This is a genomic window from Planctomycetaceae bacterium, from assembly GCA_041398825.1.
GTDB lineage: Bacteria > Planctomycetota > Planctomycetia > Planctomycetales > Planctomycetaceae > F1-80-MAGs062.
Map to the genome: position 1 here is coordinate 14,573 of JAWKTX010000020.1, position 17,647 is coordinate 32,219.

Here is a 17,647-nt window from a genome sequence, read left to right on the forward strand (position 1 = left end):
TGATTTCAAAACAAGACCGAAGGCATGGATTCATTCACGGCTCTTCAGCACTTCCACCATGTCCAGTTGATCAATTCGCCGGCGCACAAGCAGGCTTGAAACAATGGTCGCCAGCAACACAACGACGGACGCAAACAGGTAGGTGAACCGGCTGATAATGAACGGGATGCGATACATTTCTGTCTGCAGAGCCTGACAGGTCAGCCATGCCAGAATGTGCCCGATCATCAGTCCCAGTGGTATAGCAATGACGGTCAGAACAGCCAGTTCTCCCAGCAGGATCCCCGAGACTTCACCCGTTGTGAATCCAAGAACTCGCAGTGTAGCCAGTTCACGACTGCGTTCCGCCAGGGCAATTCGGGCCGTATTGTAGACGACTCCACAGGCAATCACGCAGGCGAAGGCAATGTTGAACAACCGCATACGCAACTGATTTTCTGCAATCGTATCCAGGAAGCTTTGAATCGTCGCCATTTTGACGGTGACACCTGCCACACGGGGCGTCTGCTTGAGCGTTTCGTAAAGCTGCTGCTGACCGGAGGCATCGACCGTCAACCACGCGCCGGAAACCATCGGGCGTTCGGCCATGATTCGATCAATAACCTTGCTGTGAACATACGCATTGGTTCCGCTGAAGTCGCGAATCAGACCGGACACGATCAGGCTGGTCTGAGGCCGCTTACCTTCCAGTACATCGACGGCGACTCGATCACCCACAGACACATTGAGCAGTTGAGCCAGTTTTTCGGAAATCAAAAGACCGGATTCCGGCAGCTGGATCTCCCTGACGTCCGCATCGAACAGTCGAAAAAGCTCCCGCTGCGCTGACAAACCCATCAATGCCAGACGCCGATCGCGCGGACCGAATGTCAGCCGCACGGGAAGCGAACGGAATGCTTCGACCTGGATAACGCAAGGCAAATTGTGCAGTTCATTCAGCACCGTTTTTGGTGTTGGCTCATAGAAAGTCACCATAACGTCATCACGCTGAGCCATCCGAAACTGAAACTCAATCAGATAATCCAGAGCGTCTGACCCAAAGCTGCCGACAACCATCACGGCCGTTCCCAAACCAATCCCCAGACAACTGAGCGAGGACTTCCAGGGACGCCGTTGCAGTTGACGCAGAATCATCCGCCAGGTCTGCGAAAACCAGCGTTGCAGTCCAAAGCGTTCCACAAGTGTCGGTTGGTATCTGGGTGGAGGTTCGGGCCGCATGGCTTCAGCAGGAGGCAATTGCACCGCGGCGGCAACGGCACTCAGGCTGCCAATGGAAGCCGCCACAAGGCTCAGCGAGGAAGCGAGTACCGTCGATCGCAAATCCATCGCAAAATGGAACATCGGAAAACGGTAAAACTGGGTGTAGATGCTGGTTAAGCCGTGCCCCATCCACGCCCCGACGGCAGTCCCCAGCACGACACCACAAAACACAATCACGGCGATCATCTGAAAATAATGCAGTCCGACTTCCACGTTGGAATAGCCGAATGCTTTCATTGCCGCAATTTGTTCGCGCTGTGTGCTGATCAGTCGCGACAGCACGATGTTCAGAAGAAACGCGGCCACGGCCAGAAAGACGATTGGCACAATCATTCCTGTGCCTCGCAACTGGGTGATTTCTTCATCCAGATAACGTGCCGATACTTGTTCGTCCCGGCCGTAGGCTCCCCCGTTGCCCCAGGGATCCAGCAGCAGATCCATGCGGCGTTTCGCTTCGTCTTCGGATGCTCCGTACATCAGTGATACGCTGACATCGTTAAAGGCTTCCTTCATATCGAAGGCCGCTTCCATCGTGGTGACGGGCATCCAGAAGATCCCAAAGCGTTTCGTGTCCGGCAGCATGTCTCCGGCTTTGATCTGCAGCACATATTCCGGCGACAGCGCAACACCAACGATTCGCAGTGTTCGCAGGCGGCCGTTCAGAATAGCCTGCACGGAATCCCCCGGCCTGAAACTGTGTTCCGCCGCAAACGATTCGCCCACCAGTACTTCCAGACCATGTCCAATTTGAGGCATTCGACCGCGCCGCAGATAAACCTGATTCAATCGCGATGTGCCGGTGTCCGGAATGGAAATCAGGCGAGCCACCGCAGGCTCGGCCAGACCTTCGACCATCATGGTGACGTCGCGCACAATTCGTGCCTCAACCTGCGCCACTCCGTCAATTTCATTGAGTCGTGTTGCGACATGCAGGGGAGCCCGTTTAACAGAAGCAAACAGATGGGCGAAGGCAAACCGTCCGTAGTAGGTATCGCGTGTTTCGGAGAGTGATTCCAGCGTGCTGAGCGACATCACACTGATAGCAACACCACAGGCAATTACGGCAGCAACGGCAACGGCCTGGCCCCGCAGCGTCCAGAGATCGCGAACTAATTTTCGGTGAATCGCGAGCATGAATTACCATTCGATCTCGCACGGCAGTTTTTTGTGATCGTTGATACGTTCATCAACAATGCGACCATCCGACATGCTGATCACGCGATCCGCCATCGCTGCAATCGCTGCGTTGTGAGTGATGACGGCCGTTGTTGTGCCAAGTTCTCGATTCACACGCTCAATCACTTCCAGCACCAGAACACCAGTCGTGACATCCAGGGCACCGGTTGGTTCGTCACACAGCAGAACACCCGGCTGCTTGGCAATCGCGCGCGCTATGGCAACCCGCTGCTGTTCACCTCCGGACATCTGAGATGGAAAATGGTTGCGACGTGCTTTCAATCCCACCATTTCCAGCGCGTCGGCAGGTTTCATCGGGTGCTCGCAGATTTCCGTGACCAGAGCGACATTCTCTTCGGCCGTCAAACTGGGAATCAGATTGTAGAACTGAAAGACAAAGCCGACATGATTTCGCCGGAACCGCGTGAGCTGCGAGTCGGTCATGGCCGTAAGCTCGCCGTTGCGAAAAAAAACCCGGCCGGACGTAGGCACATCCAAAGCACCAAGGATGTTCAGCAACGTTGATTTACCACTTCCGGACGGCCCCACCAGGACAACAAACTCTCCTTCATAGAGTTTCACACTCGTGCCGCGCAGGGCAGTCACATCCACTTCGCCCATGCGATATACACGGGTAATATCGCGCGCTTCAAAAACGGCGGTCCGAGTTTCAGGTTGTAAAGGGGACTTGGACATTCATGCAGAATCACAGGTGGTCCTGGATGTACGGTAAGCCGGGATAATATCAGTTTGTCGAATCGCCTGCTGCGCAGCGCGAAATTGATGCCTGACCATCGGACACCTGAACGCGGAAAGTGCGGACACGGGAAGCGGGTGAAAAGACAAGAGGCTTCAGGTTTAAGGCGTCGGGATCAGAAAAGTGCAGGAACGATTCCTGGCTCACGGCACCGTGTGGTGCCGTGCGTAGCTGCGTTCGGCCGGCTGTCTTCCAGCCATCACTTATCCACGACCGGCGTTCACTCTGCCGGCATCTCTCCGATGCGAAACCATCCGTCCGGGGACTGGTGATGCTGAGCATTCGCAAAGCGAAGAGGCAGCCCATTCGAGAGCGGATTCACTACACGAAAGACAAGGACATCGGTACCCGTCGGAATTTGTGAATTCTCCAGTGTGAACAGCCAGGTACGGTCGGCGTCGCCTGGCAACAACCCTGTAATTTTCCAGTCCGTGGGCCACTGCCGCAAGGTTGCCTGCCTGCTGTCGAACGCTGCCATGACTACTTTCCAGTCGTAATAGAATGGCGCGACACCGGTGTTGCGCAGCTGCACTTTCACGTTCGTTCGGCTGGCTTCGTGCTTGATGCTGGTCTGCGTCACGTGAAATTCATAGCCCATTTTCTGAACGGCGATGCTGGCATTCTTCACTCGCACGCGGGATTGTTTCTTTTCCATCATGCCCGTATCCAGAAGCCAGCTGGCATGGGTTTCCCGAACACACTGGCCGAAATCCTGAGCCTGCTTGTGATCGACGTTGTCGTCAAAGATGCTGCCCCAGAGCTCGGGACGGATCTCGCCTCCGATCGGGTGCGTTTTCCATTTCGACATCGCCGACGGTCCGGCAACTCTCATCGATGGCATAAAGAACCAGCTGTCTTCGTCGCGACCGGTGTCCAGAGTAGCCCATGCGAAGGAGTCATCATGGTAACCAAACGGTCGGTGTGCGTTCTTCGTGTACAGCCAGTGATCATCCCCGGTGGGATATCGCAGGAGGATCGGAGTCACACGGAACGCAGCAGTAAATGCATTCAGCACTTCGGCCTGAGTTTCCTTTGATGCAAACAGATCCTGCCGAGGGTATTCGTGCCATTCGCCCCATAGCCCCAGCAACCCTGCTGTCAGGAAACCGATGCGTGGGTCTCCGTCATATTTCTTCCCCATCGCAGTTACAAAACTCTGCATGGCCCTGCGAAGACGAGGATCGTTGTAGTCGGGAGTGTGAACTTTTGCCGGAGGAAATGGGTCCATCGCTTCATTCAGCCACGTCGTCACCTTCAATCCGTCTTTGATCAGGAATTCAGGGATGCCGTTGTCAAACCCGGGATACACCATCCAGATGCGAAGAACGGTCTGATGTCCGCGTGAAGCAACATCGTTGAGCAGTTCTTCCAGCGGCTGCCAGTTGAACTCGTCCATGCCGGTCATCAGTTGACCGAGCGGCAGAGAATTGAATTCCATGCTGTGCGGAAAGTTGTTTCGCTTCTCACCGGAATAAGGCACCAGTCCCTTCAGAGGATTGTCGATGGCGGCAGGCACGTATTCCAACGGCTCGCCAGCCTGGCAACGAGAAACGGCCAGCAGCGACGCCCACAGAATCAACATGAAAAGAATCGACGGCGGGCGAAGCAACACTGCGGGCACTCCTGCAAATCGTAATATCGTTCTGTACGGCTGAATCTTGACCTGCGGCGGACCACAATGCAAAAGGGCTCCATACAAAAGAGCACCGGTCACGGACCCCACTCGGTGAACGCAGGCATAGGGCCAGGCAAAGTGGAGGGCAAGACGAGCGTTCTGCCGTTAGAACAGAGATCCAGGGTGATGAGAACTGCATGGCTGGCCCGGCCTCCTGCAATTCCATGGAATGAGTGACTCCGGAACCTGTGAGCGACAGGCAATCGGGAACGGGCGACCCGCTTCAACCGTCACATTCGGCTCGATGGACACGTATCGCGTCGGACGTCATTCAGGAAGGCAGGTTTTCCATGACAATATCGGCAGAATTTGCCGATACGCGGGGAAGGCAAACATTGAAGACGCACAGACAGGGATGTCTGTGTTTTCACAGCGCCTCACGGGTGGAAGACATGTTCTTTCGATTTGCCGCATCTCTCATTCTTGTCGTCATGGTCTCTATGGCGGGTGTCATGCTGGAAAAGCAGACGCTCCAACTGCGTCGATCCATCAGCCGTCAGTACTATCAAACCGATCTCCTGATAGAGCAACAGGTGGCCTTGAGACTTGAGACTCAGCGACTGACTGCTCCTGCGCAGCTTTCCACATTGCGAGCCGCCGTCATCGATCGGCGTAACAGTCGACAGAATCCATTGAAAAGTTCGCAGGCGTCAACCTCCGGAATGCGCGAACCGAGTCCACCCGGCGACAACGCGTCAAACGACCGGAATTCTTCTCACCCTAACCCCGGTGAATCGGGACGACTTCCGCTTCTGCGATTCCAGCATCCCTTCAGTCCCAGAGGAATCGACTGATGGCCGACTGGCGAATTCGATTTCCAGGAGCCATCATTCTTCTGGGGTGGTTATTGCTCATCGGCCGACTGATTCAGATTCAGGGAGCCCAGCGAGAACTCATGAATAACCGAGTGCAGCGCCAAAGCCACTTCTCTGAAGTGATTGCAGCCCGCCCCGGGGAAATCCTGGACCGTCATGGTCATGTCCTGGCCATGACAATCACGCGGGACAGCTTGTTTGCGATTCCCGATGCCATTGACGACCCCTGGGAGTTTGCCTGGAAAACGAGCTCTGTCCTGAACATTGATGCCGACCAGGTCTATCGAAAGATACTGGAACATTCCGACAAACGCTTTCTCTGGATTCGTCGCCGACTTTCGGAAGAGCAGCGTGCGGCATTCCTGGCTTTGAACCTGCCGAGACAAACATGGGGATTGCGTCGCGAGTATCAACGGCAGTACCCGCAGGGATCGTACGCCGCACATGTTCTTGGCATGCGGGACATCGATAACATCGGACGCGGGGGGCTGGAAGAGAGTCTGCACGAATTCATTCGCGGACAGGATGGCTCACGCTTCATGACACGAGATGCTCGCGGGCTGATCATGGAAGTCGCTGCGGATCGGTCTGAATCTCCCGTTCACGGACAGACCGTTGTTTCCACCATTGACCTGTTGACGCAGATTGAAACGGAGCGGCAACTGGATGAACTTATGGCCAAATGGAATCCCGTCGGCGCGTGTGCCATTGTGATGGAACCAGTCACAGGCGAAATTCTTGCAATGGCTTCGCGCCCGGCCTTCGACCCCAACAACCTCCGGCAGGTCGAAGATTCCGCATGGAAAAACCTCGCGGTATCCGCGTTCTTTGAACCAGGCTCCACTTTTAAACCATTCATCGTCGCCTGGGCACTACAGCACAATCTGCTTCGCAAAGAGGAACTGATCGATTGTGCTTTCGGCGTCTATCGAATGGGCAAACGAATTCTGCACGATCATCATTCCTATGGTGACCTGAGCGTCGAAGACGTGCTGGTAAAATCCAGCAATATCGGGATGGCTAAAATCGCAGAACGGATGGGAATGGACGCTCTCTATGACGCCACGGTGCAGTTTGGATTTGGTCGCCGCACCGGCATAGAAATCCCGGGAGAACTGACAGGTTTATTGCGTCCGATTTCCCAATGGACTGATTATTCGCTTGGATCCATCCCCATGGGTCAGGAACTGGCTGTTACCCCGCTGCAGCTGATTACCGCCCACGCTGCCATCGCGAATGGAGGACGACTTGTTCGACCGCGACTGCTCAAACACGACAGGACATCCGGTTCAGTCTCACAGGAAATTGCACTGGCAGAAGCATCGGCACAGGTAGAATCCAGCGTCCTGAATGGTCATATCTGCAACTGGCTCGTTCAGAACCCGATGAAACAGGTTGTCGAAAGAGGCACAGGCAAATCGGCCCGCATCAAAGGACTCAGCATTTTTGGCAAAACAGGGACAGCGCAGAAACTGGACCCAGAGACCGGCCGCTATTCAGACAAAGCCTGGGTGCTGTCTTTTATCTGCGGTGCCCCGGCGGAAGACCCCCAGGTTCTGGTACTTGTTATGGTCGACGAACCTCGTGCAGATGGAACACAATACGGTGGAACCGTAGCAGCGCCAACTGCGGCAAGGATACTGGAATTTGCGCTACAACGGGCCAGCAACTGAAACAGAACCGCTTTCCGCCTCTCGTGTTCTGTACCCCGCATTCAGTTCCCCGTATGCAGACGCCGGGTGCTTTATTCCTGCTTCGCAGCAATGCAGTACAGGTACCTGCTGGACCGAATAAACAATTGTCCGTCGCTGACCGCAGGCGTCGCGCTGAATTCTTCGTCATTGTTCGTGACACGGTTCACCGCAAGTTGTTGCAGTGTATCGGTGGCCTTCAGCACGTAAATGTCGCCATTTCGCGCCGTGTAAAAGATCTTCCCGTCAGCAATGATGGCAGACGCGTAATCGGAGGCTCCACCAAAGCCACGGGTGCGTTGCCGACCGGTTCCCGGACCGCCGCTTTCTTCAGGCTGGTTGCTGGCAGCTGGTGCGATGTTATTTGTCAGCCGCCCCTGAAAAATGCGTTCTCCCGTGACCGCGTTCATGCAATTCACGACTTTGTTCGAGAAGTAATAGATCCGGCCGTCATACACCACCGGCGTACCAAATCGGCTGCTGTCACGACCGCTCCAAATGACGTGCGTCTTTGTAACATCTCCCTTTCCCCCGGCCTTCACGGCAATCGAACCGCCACCTCGACCTTCGATTGCGTAGATCATTCCGTCAGCTTCAACAACGCTGGAACTGAATTGATCCGTTTCCATAGCTTCGCAGAACCATCGCAGTTTTCCGGTTTCAGGATTCAGACCCCAGATTTCATTGGGGGCCCCGATCACGACATCTGTCCTGCCGTCGGAAGTGACTTCAATGGGAGTTCCCCAGACATTCCCCAGCCCTTCCGACTCAGCTCGCCAGATTTCCTTGCCCGTTCCGGCATCAAATCCGATGACCGCGCGAGATTCCGGCCCGGCCGGGACGATCAGAATATTTCCCGAGAGAACAGGACTCGACGAAGAACCCCAGCGACGCGGATCGGATTCGAGACCCACAGGTGCATGCCAGAGTTCCCGACCATCCAGGTCCCAGGCAAATACACCCGACTTGCCGAAGAAAGCATAAATGTGCTTTCCATCTGAGACGGGCGTATGCGAGGCATATCCATGCTCAGGAACACCCATCCCCGAATAAGGGTCTTCAGGCAGGACCGCCTTCACCGTTTTCTGCCAAAGCACAGTTCCGTCTGCCCGGTCGAAGCAAACCATGCTCCGCGTGAGATCTTCTTGTTCGCCGGGCTCACGGCGGTCCAGTCCATAACCGTCATAACAAGTGACAAAGACCCTGCTGCCGACAACCACTGGACAGGAGACGCCAGCCCCGGGGACGGCAACCTTCCATTTGAGATTCTTTGTTGGCCCCCATTCAGCCGGAACAGGAGCTTTGTCCAGGCACACACCTGAACCGTTCGGGCCGCGGAACCGAAGCCAGTCTTCGCATTGTCCGACAGAAAAACAAACTGCGGCCGGCAATAACACTGCCAGTAGTTTTCGAAAACGTGGTCTGCTAAGGAATCCAGGGACCATCGAACACTCCCGATAAAATAAGAGCCCGCAATGAACAAACGGCAGACAGCAAAGCAGCCACGAACAGCTGTATGAACTGAACGTGGCTGCAGTCATCGTGTTTTCGATTGCGTGAGACGCAAAGGGTTTATTCTGCTTCAGGCCGGCGAGGTCGACCTTCTCCGCCCCGATTTTCTCCACCCCGACCTTCTCCACCTCGACCGCGACCGAACTCCTGCGACATTTTGCCCAGCTCTTCGCGGCTCAGCTTTCCGTCTTTGTCGGCATCGAATTCAAACATGCGATCAATGAATCCCTGTGGCCCCGCGCCGGGTCCGCCGGCTGGTGCTCCCCGACCTTCTGCATCCCGCCCACGTTCGCCATCGCGGCCACGTTCGCCGTCGCGGCCACGTTCCTCAGGCCGACGTTCGCCATCCGGGCGTTCGCTTCGATCTCTTGACATGCGGGCCAGTTCTTCACGCGAAGCAGCGCCATCTTTATCTGTATCGGCACGCTCGATCATTGCCTGCATGCGTTCACCGACTTCATCTTTGGTCAGTTTTCCGTCGCCATTCTTATCCTGCTGCATCAGCCGGTTCAACATTTCGTCGCCGCCCTGTCCGCGACCACTGTCGCCACCTGGAGGTCCAAATCCGGGACCGCCGCCCCCTGGAAAACTCGGGCGAATCTCGTCCTCCGTAAGCTTCCCATCATTGTTCTTGTCCAGGGCCTTTAATGCCGCAGCAGCTCCATCGATCTCAGCAGCGGAAATTGTTCCATCTTTGTCAGCATCCAACGCTGCCATCACCGGCAGAGCACGCATCATGCCCGGCCCACCGAAACCTGGTCCGCCAAAACCTGGTCGACCACCAGGTGGTTGCGCCAGAACTGAACCAGCCGTCGCGGCCACCCAACAGACACCTACAGCTACCGAGAATTTTTTCATGGCTCTGACCTCGTTATCCTGATTGGAATTGACACAGAAAGGATTCAAATGCATCGCATTGACAGGTCCCGGAAGATTCCGCTCGTTGTCAAGACGAATTGTGATTTCAGCATGCGGGCCGCATGAGCCGTTAAACACGAAATGCCACAATCGGCGCCGCTAATTCATGATTTCCGTCCCAAAACTGGTGAGCATTCCGCGATGTTGGTCAGTGCACGATTGATTTACTGGACAACCGGGGCCGGATTCGCTGGAATGCAGGGCTTCCATCGTAACTCCGGCATGATCGGTTTGGCTCAACTCTTAGTTCGCGAAGATACTTATGGACGCCCTTTTCAACCTCATCCAAAGCCTGGTCAATGTTTTCTGGTCATTGCTGGATGTTGTGCTGGCTCTCGTGCACGTCATCCTGCCGTGGCTCCCTCTAATCGCGTGGCTGGCCTACTGGACGTTCGCCGTCAACTGGTCGAAGGCACTGCCAATTATCTGGCGTGGAGGCTGGATTGGCATCGTGTTGCTGATGTTTATCGCCATGATGGTCTGGGGGGCTGTTGATCCTCCGGTTGAAAACCACCTGATCTTTGGGTTGAAAGTGGGCAACTACACTGGCAAATTTGTTTACGTGACGCTGCTGACATGCATGGCCCTGCTTTGCGGAGCAGCTCAACTCTCGGGTTACTTCGGGAAGCTTTGCGACTTTCCGGACCCGCCGGAAGAGAGTCACAGCGACCACTCTCACAACGACCACTCTCACGATGACCACGCTCACGCTGCCCACTAAACCTCAAAAGGGTCCTCCCAAATGCGTTGCCATCCCCGACTTGCTTTCGTTATCGCAGCGGCCTTCTTCGCACTCATACCAACGGTTCATTCCGGCGACTGGCCCGGGTGGCGGGGCCCCCTGCACAACGGGCAGGCACCGGGCAGCGGATATCCAACAGAATGGTCCGCTGAAAAAAACCTGACATGGTCGGTTGAAGTCCCTGGCATTGGGGCTTCCACCCCAGCCGTCGCAGGAGACAACATTTTCCTGACAACGACCGTCAACGGAGAAAACCTGCTGTTGTGTTACGGCATGGATTCAAAGCCCCGCTGGCAGCAGGCACTCGGCAAGGCTGTTGACGGTAAACCCGGGAAGGATGGCACTGGTGCCAATCCATCGGTCACCACTGATGGCAAGTACGTTTTTGCGTACTTTAAGAGCGGGGATCTTGGCTGTTGCTCCGTTGATGGCAAACTGCAGTGGGAAACCAATTTGCAGCAACGATTCGGCGAAGACACTCTCTGGTGGGACCTCGGTACTTCACCCATCCTTGTCAAAGATGCCGTAGTCGTTGCATGCATGCAGACTGGACCATCCTATCTGGCCGCATTTCATCGACAGGACGGAAAACTTCTCTGGAAGCAGGATCGAGACCTTGGCGCTCCGGAAGAAGCGGCCCAAAGTTACTCAACACCGGTTGTTTCGGTTGACGGCGACGCGGAGACGATCATCGTCCTTGGAGCGGATCATGTCACCGCCCACGACGCCGCAACTGGACGAGAGCTCTGGCGAGTCGGCGGACTTAATCCCACCCAGCACAAGTACTTTCGTTCGATCGCGGGACCAGCTGTTTCTGATGGAATCGTGATCGCGCCGTATGCTCGCGGTGACTCACTGACAGCAATTCAACTTGGTGGATCTGGTGATGTCACAGATTCGCATATCCTGTGGATGAACCAGGAGACCTCGGCAGATGTGCCAACACCTGCCATCGCAAATGGACGCGTCTTTATCTGCCGCGATCTTAAGGACAAACGGGGCACAATTGATTGCCTCGACTTAAAGACCGGCAAGACAATCTGGTCCGGCCAACTTGACGTCAACAGGAATACCTACAGATCTTCCCCGATAGTCGCAGACGGAAAACTGTACGTGACGCGTCAGGACGGAACGGTATTCGTGCTGGATGCCTTTGCTGACGAATTCAAAGTGTTGGCAACAAACTCCATCAGCGACGAACATACTGTGGCAACACCCGTGTTCGTCGACGGCCACATCCTCATCCGTTCCAGTCAGCACTTGTACTGCATTGGAAGTTGATGCTTTCCGTCCGGGGCATCACGAAGAGTTTTTCGGCACCTGTTCTTCAATCGATTGATCTGACGGTCGAATCCGGACAGGTTGTCGCCCTGCTGGGTGCGAATGGTGCTGGCAAGAGTACTCTCAGCCGCATCATCTCCGGACTGGTGCAGCCGGACCAGGGTGAAATGACCCTGGACGGCAGACCATTCAGGCCAGCAAACAAAGCTGCTGCAGAAAACGCCGGGGTGCAGATCGTTCAGCAGGAGCTGAACCTCATTCCAACGCTCAGCGTTGCCGAGAATCTCTTCCTGAACCGACTGCCTCATCATTTTGGAATTGTTTCTCGCAAGAAGCTGCTGAAGCTTTCCCATGATGCCCTTCAACAAATGGACATGGGCCATATTGCCCCGGACTCCCCACTGGAATCTCTTGGGGTCGGGCAGAGACAATTAATTGAGATTGCTTCCGCCATCAGTCGGCCCTGCAGGGTTCTGATTCTGGACGAGCCAACAGCCGCACTCACTGCCAGCGAATCAAGTCTGCTCTTCAATCGAATTCGCAGGATGCAACAGCGAGGAATCGCCGTGCTCTATATCAGCCACCGGCTGGATGAAGTGCGGGAAATAGCAGATCGCTCGGTAGTGCTCCGAGATGGTCAGCTAATCGCCAGTATCACTCGACAGCAATTCGATGCGGACAGAGTCGTCCGATTCATTTCGGGAGAAGAGGCCGACAGACCATTTCTGTCGACAGCGGTCCCACTCGAGCGGAAGCGTGCAGAGCCGACTTTGCCGAAACCGGTGATGCAAATCTGCAACCTTGACCGACCGCCGTTGGTTCGAAATGTCAGCCTGACACTCTTCTCCGGCGACTGTCTGGGAATTGCAGGCCTGGTAGGGTCGGGTCGAACGGAACTGCTTCGCTGCATCTTTGGAGCGGATGTTGCAGACGCAGGATCCGTCGAACTTCCGGACCGGAACGTTCGAAGCCCATTCCGCCACCCAGTAGCGGCAACGAATGCCGGGATAGCGATGGTGACCGAAGAACGCAGGCACGACGGGCTGCTGCCTTCGCTAAGTATTCGAGCTAACACGACTCTGGGAGCAATTTGCCAGCTCACCAGCGGTGCAATCAACCTTCTCCCATCTGTGTTCCGGAAGATCAGTCATACAAAAGAAGAAACTGCCGCAGCATTCATGCAGAAGAAGCTTCAGATTCAGTGCCACGATCTGCAACAACCGGTATCTGAACTCAGCGGAGGCAATCAGCAAAAAGTGGTCATCTCCAGATGGTTACTGCGAAATGCAGATATCTTTCTCCTGGACGAACCAACACGAGGGATCGACGCGGCCGCCCGAGAACGAATTTACAGCCTCCTTAACGAATTGCGAATCGCCGGAAAGGCTATCATTATTGTTTCCAGTGATCTCTCTGAACTGGAACACGTTTGTAATCGGATCGCTGTTATGTCTGCCGGAAGAATTGTAACGGAGTTCTCGGCGCAGCCCTTCGACAAAGAGGCCATCATGAAGGCGGCCTTCGACGGATATCGAAACCAAAAGCCAAATGATGACACGCGCAGCTAATTATCCGAAAACACTGACCAAGCGCCTCTGGCAAAGGTTTGGCGACTACGCCGGCCTTGCTGCAGTTCTGGTTCTGCTGGTCGTCATATTTTCCAGCCAGAATCCTCGGTTCCTGTCGGTGAAGACGGTGACTTCCATCGTCAATCAGATCCCGGCCCTGACCGTCGTGTCTGTCGGCATGACGCTTGTGTTGATCACAGGCGCGATTGATCTGTCTGTAGGTTCGGTTCTTGCGCTGGCGTCATCGGTTGTTGGCATCCTGATGGTAAACCATCACTGGAGTCTTCCGGCAGCGTTCATCGCGGCCGTGGGTACAGGTGCCTTTTGCGGATTTGTCAGCGGTCTGATTACCGTCGGCCTGAACGTCCCTTCCTTCATTGTAACGCTGGGCATTCTGCAGATTGCGCGCGGCATGGCTTACCTGGTGACCGACTCTGCCACTTGCTATGTCGGTCCAGCAGTTTCCGCTCCCACCATGCATCTGCCAATCATCGGAATCTCACCAGCATTCCTGTTCGCATTGCTCGTCGTACTCGCAACACAGTTCGCTCTGACGCGAACTGTGTTCGGACGCTACTGCATTGCTACAGGCACCAACGAAGCGACGGTTCGTATGAGCGGCATTGATAGTCGCCCGATACGAATCAGCTGTTTTGTGTTTTCCGGCATGATGGCAGCCCTGGCGGGATTCTTCGAAACATCTCGCATGCAGGCCGCGGATCCCAACGGTGCAGGAGGCTTCGAACTTTCCGCAATTGCCGCTGCAGTCATCGGCGGGACCAGCCTGATGGGCGGAAGAGGCAACGTCATCAGTACGCTGTTTGGTGTACTGATTATTGCCGTGCTGCAAACCGGCCTCAGTCAACTGGGTGTTGACGAGGGCTCGAAGAAGGTGGTCACAGGGATCGTCATCGTTCTGGCCGTGATGATCGACGGATCAAGAAGGTGGATCGGATCACGTCGACGCGCCAACAGTTCTTAATGAACCCGTCACGAATTCCACCTGAATCATTTCCAATCTGATCGTTCGTTCATCGTGGCAAATTCAAAATCGATGACAAATCAACGTCGACGAATTCAGTCACCTCAGGAAGGCTGTCGGTGAGCTCCCCCCGAAGTATTCGCACTGACCGCGGCGCTTCGATGGACAATCGAACGCGTCCGCCCTTCACCTCAGTCACGGTGATGCTGATGTTATCAGCTATTTGAATGGATTCACCTTTTTTTCGACTTAGGACAAGCATCCTGCACCTCCCTTTGATCCTTTTCCGGTAGAGAGCCAGTGGCAGCTCTCAAAATGTTGCTTCTCAGCCACAACACAATGACATGAATTCCGTTTCCGCTGTTCGGAACCAACCTGCAAAAATAAGCCCGAAAATCGGCAAAATCTGCCGATATCCTGCAACACGACAACTTATCATCCATTTTCCTTACGAATTTGCCTGAGAAATCCCGGGGAAAAGAGGAATACAGGGGAAAAAACAAGCCATTTGATTAAGTCTGGGTCGGGAATATCACTGGCGTCCCAGACAACCTCGATCCTGACTGGCTGATCAAATAGCGACCTGAATGGCGAATTTTGATACGGCAAATTGCAACAGCCGGCATGAACTGAACAAATGCCGACCACCTTTGCCCGTGTATCAGCGGGCAGAAAACGGGCCCAAACGCAACTGACGCGCAAAATCATCGAATAACGCTTCCAGCACCAGCCGTACTGGCGAATTCGCTTCGATTTGGTGAGTAGCCTGGATGGTACGACCAAGCAGTGGCCCCAGGAGATCGACACCGTATCGAACGCCAAATCGCTGAGTTAGCGGGTCAGACAGATCTCCGGTTGCCAGTTGCCGCAGCCGGTGCTGCAGAAAATCGGCTACGAAGTGAAGCAGCCACTTTGCATTGCGGCGTTCCTCATCACCTGTTGCGGACAATTTATCAAGTTCGTCTGCAAGTTGATGGGCGATCACGAGAGGCTGCATTTTTTCCAGGCGGGACAATTGTTCGTGCAGGGCATCCCGCAGCTTCCGGAGTTCCGGATTCAAAAGCTGCTGGGCGGTGCTCAGGCTTCCGTCAGCCATGGAAGCGACGATCGCCGCATCATCGGGATTCTCAACCCATTGCTCAGACAGGACGATGGAAGCAATGTCAGACTCTGGCAGAGGAAAAAATCGAATGATCTGACACCGAGAGCGGATTGTAGGCAGCAATGAATCCGGATTATCGACGACCAGAATCATCAAAGCGTGTGCAGCTGGCTCTTCCAGCGTCTTCAGCAGAGCATTGGCCCCTTCGACCCCCAGTGTCTGAACATCATCAATAATTGCGACTCGTCGGTCTGACGCCTGCGGTGCCATCGATAATTCATAGCACATCCCTTCGCGACCACGTTTCTCCGGGGAACCAATTAACAGATCGATCGGAATCTGGCTCTTACCGGCGGGGCGGGTGATCTCCAGAAAATCGGGCCACGTGCCAGCCTCAAATCCTCGACACGCTCTGCACTCACCGCATGCTTCGACGTCTTCATTCGGGTGCTCCCGACAGAACAGCGACTTGGCCAGCAAGCGGGCGAACTGTCGCTTGCCAATCCCGCCTGGCCCTGCGAATACGTAGGCGTGTGACAAACGCCCGCGCGCAATCGAACGGCGAAACAGCTCTCGCTGTTCATGATGCCCTTTGAGATCCGGCCATTGATGAATCATGAACGTTCGCTACTTCCGATGGAGCTGAGTTTCTGCGATATGAATTGCCTTCAACATGGCTCTCGCCTTGTTCAGGGTTTCCTGATACTCCATCTCCGGAATGCTGTCGGCAACGATTCCCGCGCCTGCCTGAATATAGATGACGCCGTCTTTCATCACGAGCGTCCTCAAGGCGATGCACGTGTCCATGCTGCCCGTAAAATCGATGTATCCCACGGCACCTCCGTAAGGACCGCGTTTGTGCGGTTCTACTTCATCGATGATCTCCATCGCGCGAACTTTCGGGGCTCCGGATACGGTCCCTGCTGGTAATCCGGCGCGAAGCGCTTCGATCGCCGTCAACCCGTGACGCAACTGACCATAGACATTGGACGTAATATGCATGACATGACTGTATCGCTCGACAACCATGACGTCAGTCAAATGGACGGAACCTGATTCAGCGACGCGACCAACATCATTTCGCGCAAGGTCAATCAGCATCACGTGTTCCGCCCGTTCTTTCGGATCGGCCAGTAATTCTGCTGCCAGAGCCTCGTCTTCGCCCTCGGTCGAACCACGTTTTCGAGTTCCAGCCAGCGGCCGGATCGTCGTCTTTCCATTTTCTACTCGCACCATGATTTCCGGTGAACTCCCAACCAGATCCACATCCGGGGTGTTCAGCAGGAACATAAACGGACTGGGATTTACCATTCTCAGCGCGCGGTAGACATCCAGAGGGCTGGCGTCGCTCTGATGCGCAAGTCGCTGGCTAATCACCACCTGAAAAATATCACCAGCCCGAATATATTCCCGGCACGATTCCACAGCAGCGTGAAATCCATCCTGAGTAAAATTCGACTGAATCGTCGGAGCCGGATCGGACGCCAAATTGATGTCCTGCAGAGAAATGCCATCCGATCGGGAAGCAAGTCTCTCGCACATCGAATCCAGTTTGGATTCTGCAAGGGCTCGAGCGGACGGCAAATCCCCTGATGCCGTGTCTGCCAGAGCAACAACCAGAACAGCTTTTCGAATGTGATCAAACACCACCATCTGATCGTAAAACGCAAAGCACAAATCAGGAAGTTGCCGGTCGTCTTTTGGCACGTTCGGCAGATGTTCGGTATAGCGAATCACGTCGTACCCGGCGAAGCCAACTGCTCCACCGCTGAATACCGGCAACCCCGGAACGGCCACAGACTTGTAATCCGCAATTAACACATCGAGATCATGCAACGGGTCCTGCGATTTGAACTCGCGGCTCCCTCCATCCTGCGTTTCGACGAACATCGTCTGTCCGATCGCCGTCACGGTCAGAAACGGCTGACTACCGACGAAGCTGTAGCGACCAATCTTTTCACCACCGACAACGCTTTCGAACAGGAAAGCCCACTTTCCCTGTGCCATTCTTGCATAGGCAGTCACCGGCGTCAGTGTGTCTGCTGTCAGCTGGCGATAGACGGGAACAAAGCGAGCTTTCTTCGCATACAGAGCAAAATCATCCTCCGAGGGATTAGAGGTGCGCGACATTTTCTATCTTCCTGCGTTGCTGAGAATGTATCCAGAGG

14 protein-coding genes are annotated in these 17,647 nt (G+C 54.9%); 6 read left to right on the forward strand and 8 right to left on the reverse strand.

Annotation, left to right across the window (positions count from 1 at the left end):
- Nucleotides 1-30: 30 nt before the first annotated feature.
- From R3C20_24335 to R3C20_24345, 3 genes are all read right to left on the reverse strand, one after another.
- Nucleotides 31-2,394 (reverse strand): ABC transporter permease, encoded by a 2,364-nt coding sequence (locus tag R3C20_24335; protein MEZ6043638.1) that lies wholly within the window; start codon nucleotides 2,392-2,394, stop codon nucleotides 31-33.
- Nucleotides 2,395-2,397: 3 nt separating this feature from the next.
- A complete protein-coding gene (locus R3C20_24340; GenBank protein ID MEZ6043639.1) occupies nucleotides 2,398-3,132 on the reverse strand; it encodes an ABC transporter ATP-binding protein in 735 nt (244 codons plus the stop codon).
- 281 nt (nucleotides 3,133-3,413) lie between these two features.
- Complete coding sequence (locus tag R3C20_24345; GenBank protein MEZ6043640.1) at nucleotides 3,414-4,805, reverse strand: DUF4832 domain-containing protein; 1,392 nt, start codon at nucleotides 4,803-4,805, stop codon at nucleotides 3,414-3,416.
- 353 nt (nucleotides 4,806-5,158) lie between these two features.
- On the opposite strand from R3C20_24345, the gene R3C20_24350 reads away from it, so the two are divergent.
- Together R3C20_24350 and R3C20_24355 are read left to right on the forward strand one after the other, a co-directional pair.
- Entirely contained in the window at nucleotides 5,159-5,662 is a 504-nt protein-coding gene (locus R3C20_24350; GenBank protein ID MEZ6043641.1) for a hypothetical protein, read from the forward strand.
- Nucleotides 5,662-7,356 (forward strand): penicillin-binding protein 2, encoded by a 1,695-nt coding sequence (locus R3C20_24355; protein ID MEZ6043642.1) that lies wholly within the window; start codon nucleotides 5,662-5,664, stop codon nucleotides 7,354-7,356. Before R3C20_24350 ends, R3C20_24355 begins: the two co-directional genes overlap by 1 nt.
- Before the next feature lie 71 nt (nucleotides 7,357-7,427).
- Here R3C20_24355 and R3C20_24360 read toward each other — a convergent pair whose 3' ends face one another.
- Nucleotides 7,428-8,819, reverse strand: a complete 1,392-nt coding sequence (locus tag R3C20_24360) for a PQQ-binding-like beta-propeller repeat protein (GenBank protein MEZ6043643.1) — start codon at nucleotides 8,817-8,819, stop codon at nucleotides 7,428-7,430.
- Between the two features lie 127 nt (nucleotides 8,820-8,946).
- Nucleotides 8,947-9,744 (reverse strand): hypothetical protein, encoded by a 798-nt coding sequence (locus R3C20_24365; protein ID MEZ6043644.1) that lies wholly within the window; start codon nucleotides 9,742-9,744, stop codon nucleotides 8,947-8,949.
- A 322-nt stretch (nucleotides 9,745-10,066) separates the two neighbouring features.
- Here R3C20_24365 and R3C20_24370 point away from each other — a divergent pair, with 322 nt between their 5' ends.
- The 4 genes from R3C20_24370 to R3C20_24385 are packed head-to-tail and all read left to right on the forward strand — an operon-like array spanning nucleotide 10,067 to nucleotide 14,377.
- Complete coding sequence (locus R3C20_24370) at nucleotides 10,067-10,525, forward strand: hypothetical protein (protein ID MEZ6043645.1); 459 nt, start codon at nucleotides 10,067-10,069, stop codon at nucleotides 10,523-10,525.
- Between the two features lie 21 nt (nucleotides 10,526-10,546).
- Nucleotides 10,547-11,827 (forward strand): PQQ-binding-like beta-propeller repeat protein, encoded by a 1,281-nt coding sequence (locus R3C20_24375; protein ID MEZ6043646.1) that lies wholly within the window; start codon nucleotides 10,547-10,549, stop codon nucleotides 11,825-11,827.
- Complete coding sequence (locus R3C20_24380; GenBank protein MEZ6043647.1) at nucleotides 11,827-13,395, forward strand: sugar ABC transporter ATP-binding protein; 1,569 nt, start codon at nucleotides 11,827-11,829, stop codon at nucleotides 13,393-13,395. Before R3C20_24375 ends, R3C20_24380 begins: the two co-directional genes overlap by 1 nt.
- Nucleotides 13,376-14,377, forward strand: a complete 1,002-nt coding sequence (locus R3C20_24385) for an ABC transporter permease (protein ID MEZ6043648.1) — start codon at nucleotides 13,376-13,378, stop codon at nucleotides 14,375-14,377. The genes R3C20_24380 and R3C20_24385 overlap by 20 nt, the downstream gene beginning before the upstream one ends.
- Nucleotides 14,378-14,426: 49 nt before the next feature.
- On the opposite strand, the gene R3C20_24390 is transcribed toward R3C20_24385, so the two are convergent.
- From R3C20_24390 to trpE, 3 genes are all read right to left on the reverse strand, one after another.
- Nucleotides 14,427-14,639 carry a carbon storage regulator gene (locus tag R3C20_24390; GenBank protein ID MEZ6043649.1) on the reverse strand — a complete coding sequence of 71 codons (213 nt, stop codon included), beginning with the start codon at nucleotides 14,637-14,639 and terminating at the stop codon, nucleotides 14,427-14,429.
- 399 nt (nucleotides 14,640-15,038) lie between these two features.
- Nucleotides 15,039-16,097, reverse strand: coding sequence for a DNA polymerase III subunit delta' (gene holB / locus R3C20_24395; GenBank protein MEZ6043650.1), 1,059 nt, complete (start codon nucleotides 16,095-16,097; stop codon nucleotides 15,039-15,041).
- 9 nt (nucleotides 16,098-16,106) lie between these two features.
- Nucleotides 16,107-17,609 (reverse strand): anthranilate synthase component I, encoded by a 1,503-nt coding sequence (gene trpE / locus R3C20_24400; protein ID MEZ6043651.1) that lies wholly within the window; start codon nucleotides 17,607-17,609, stop codon nucleotides 16,107-16,109.
- Nucleotides 17,610-17,647 lie beyond the last annotated feature (38 nt).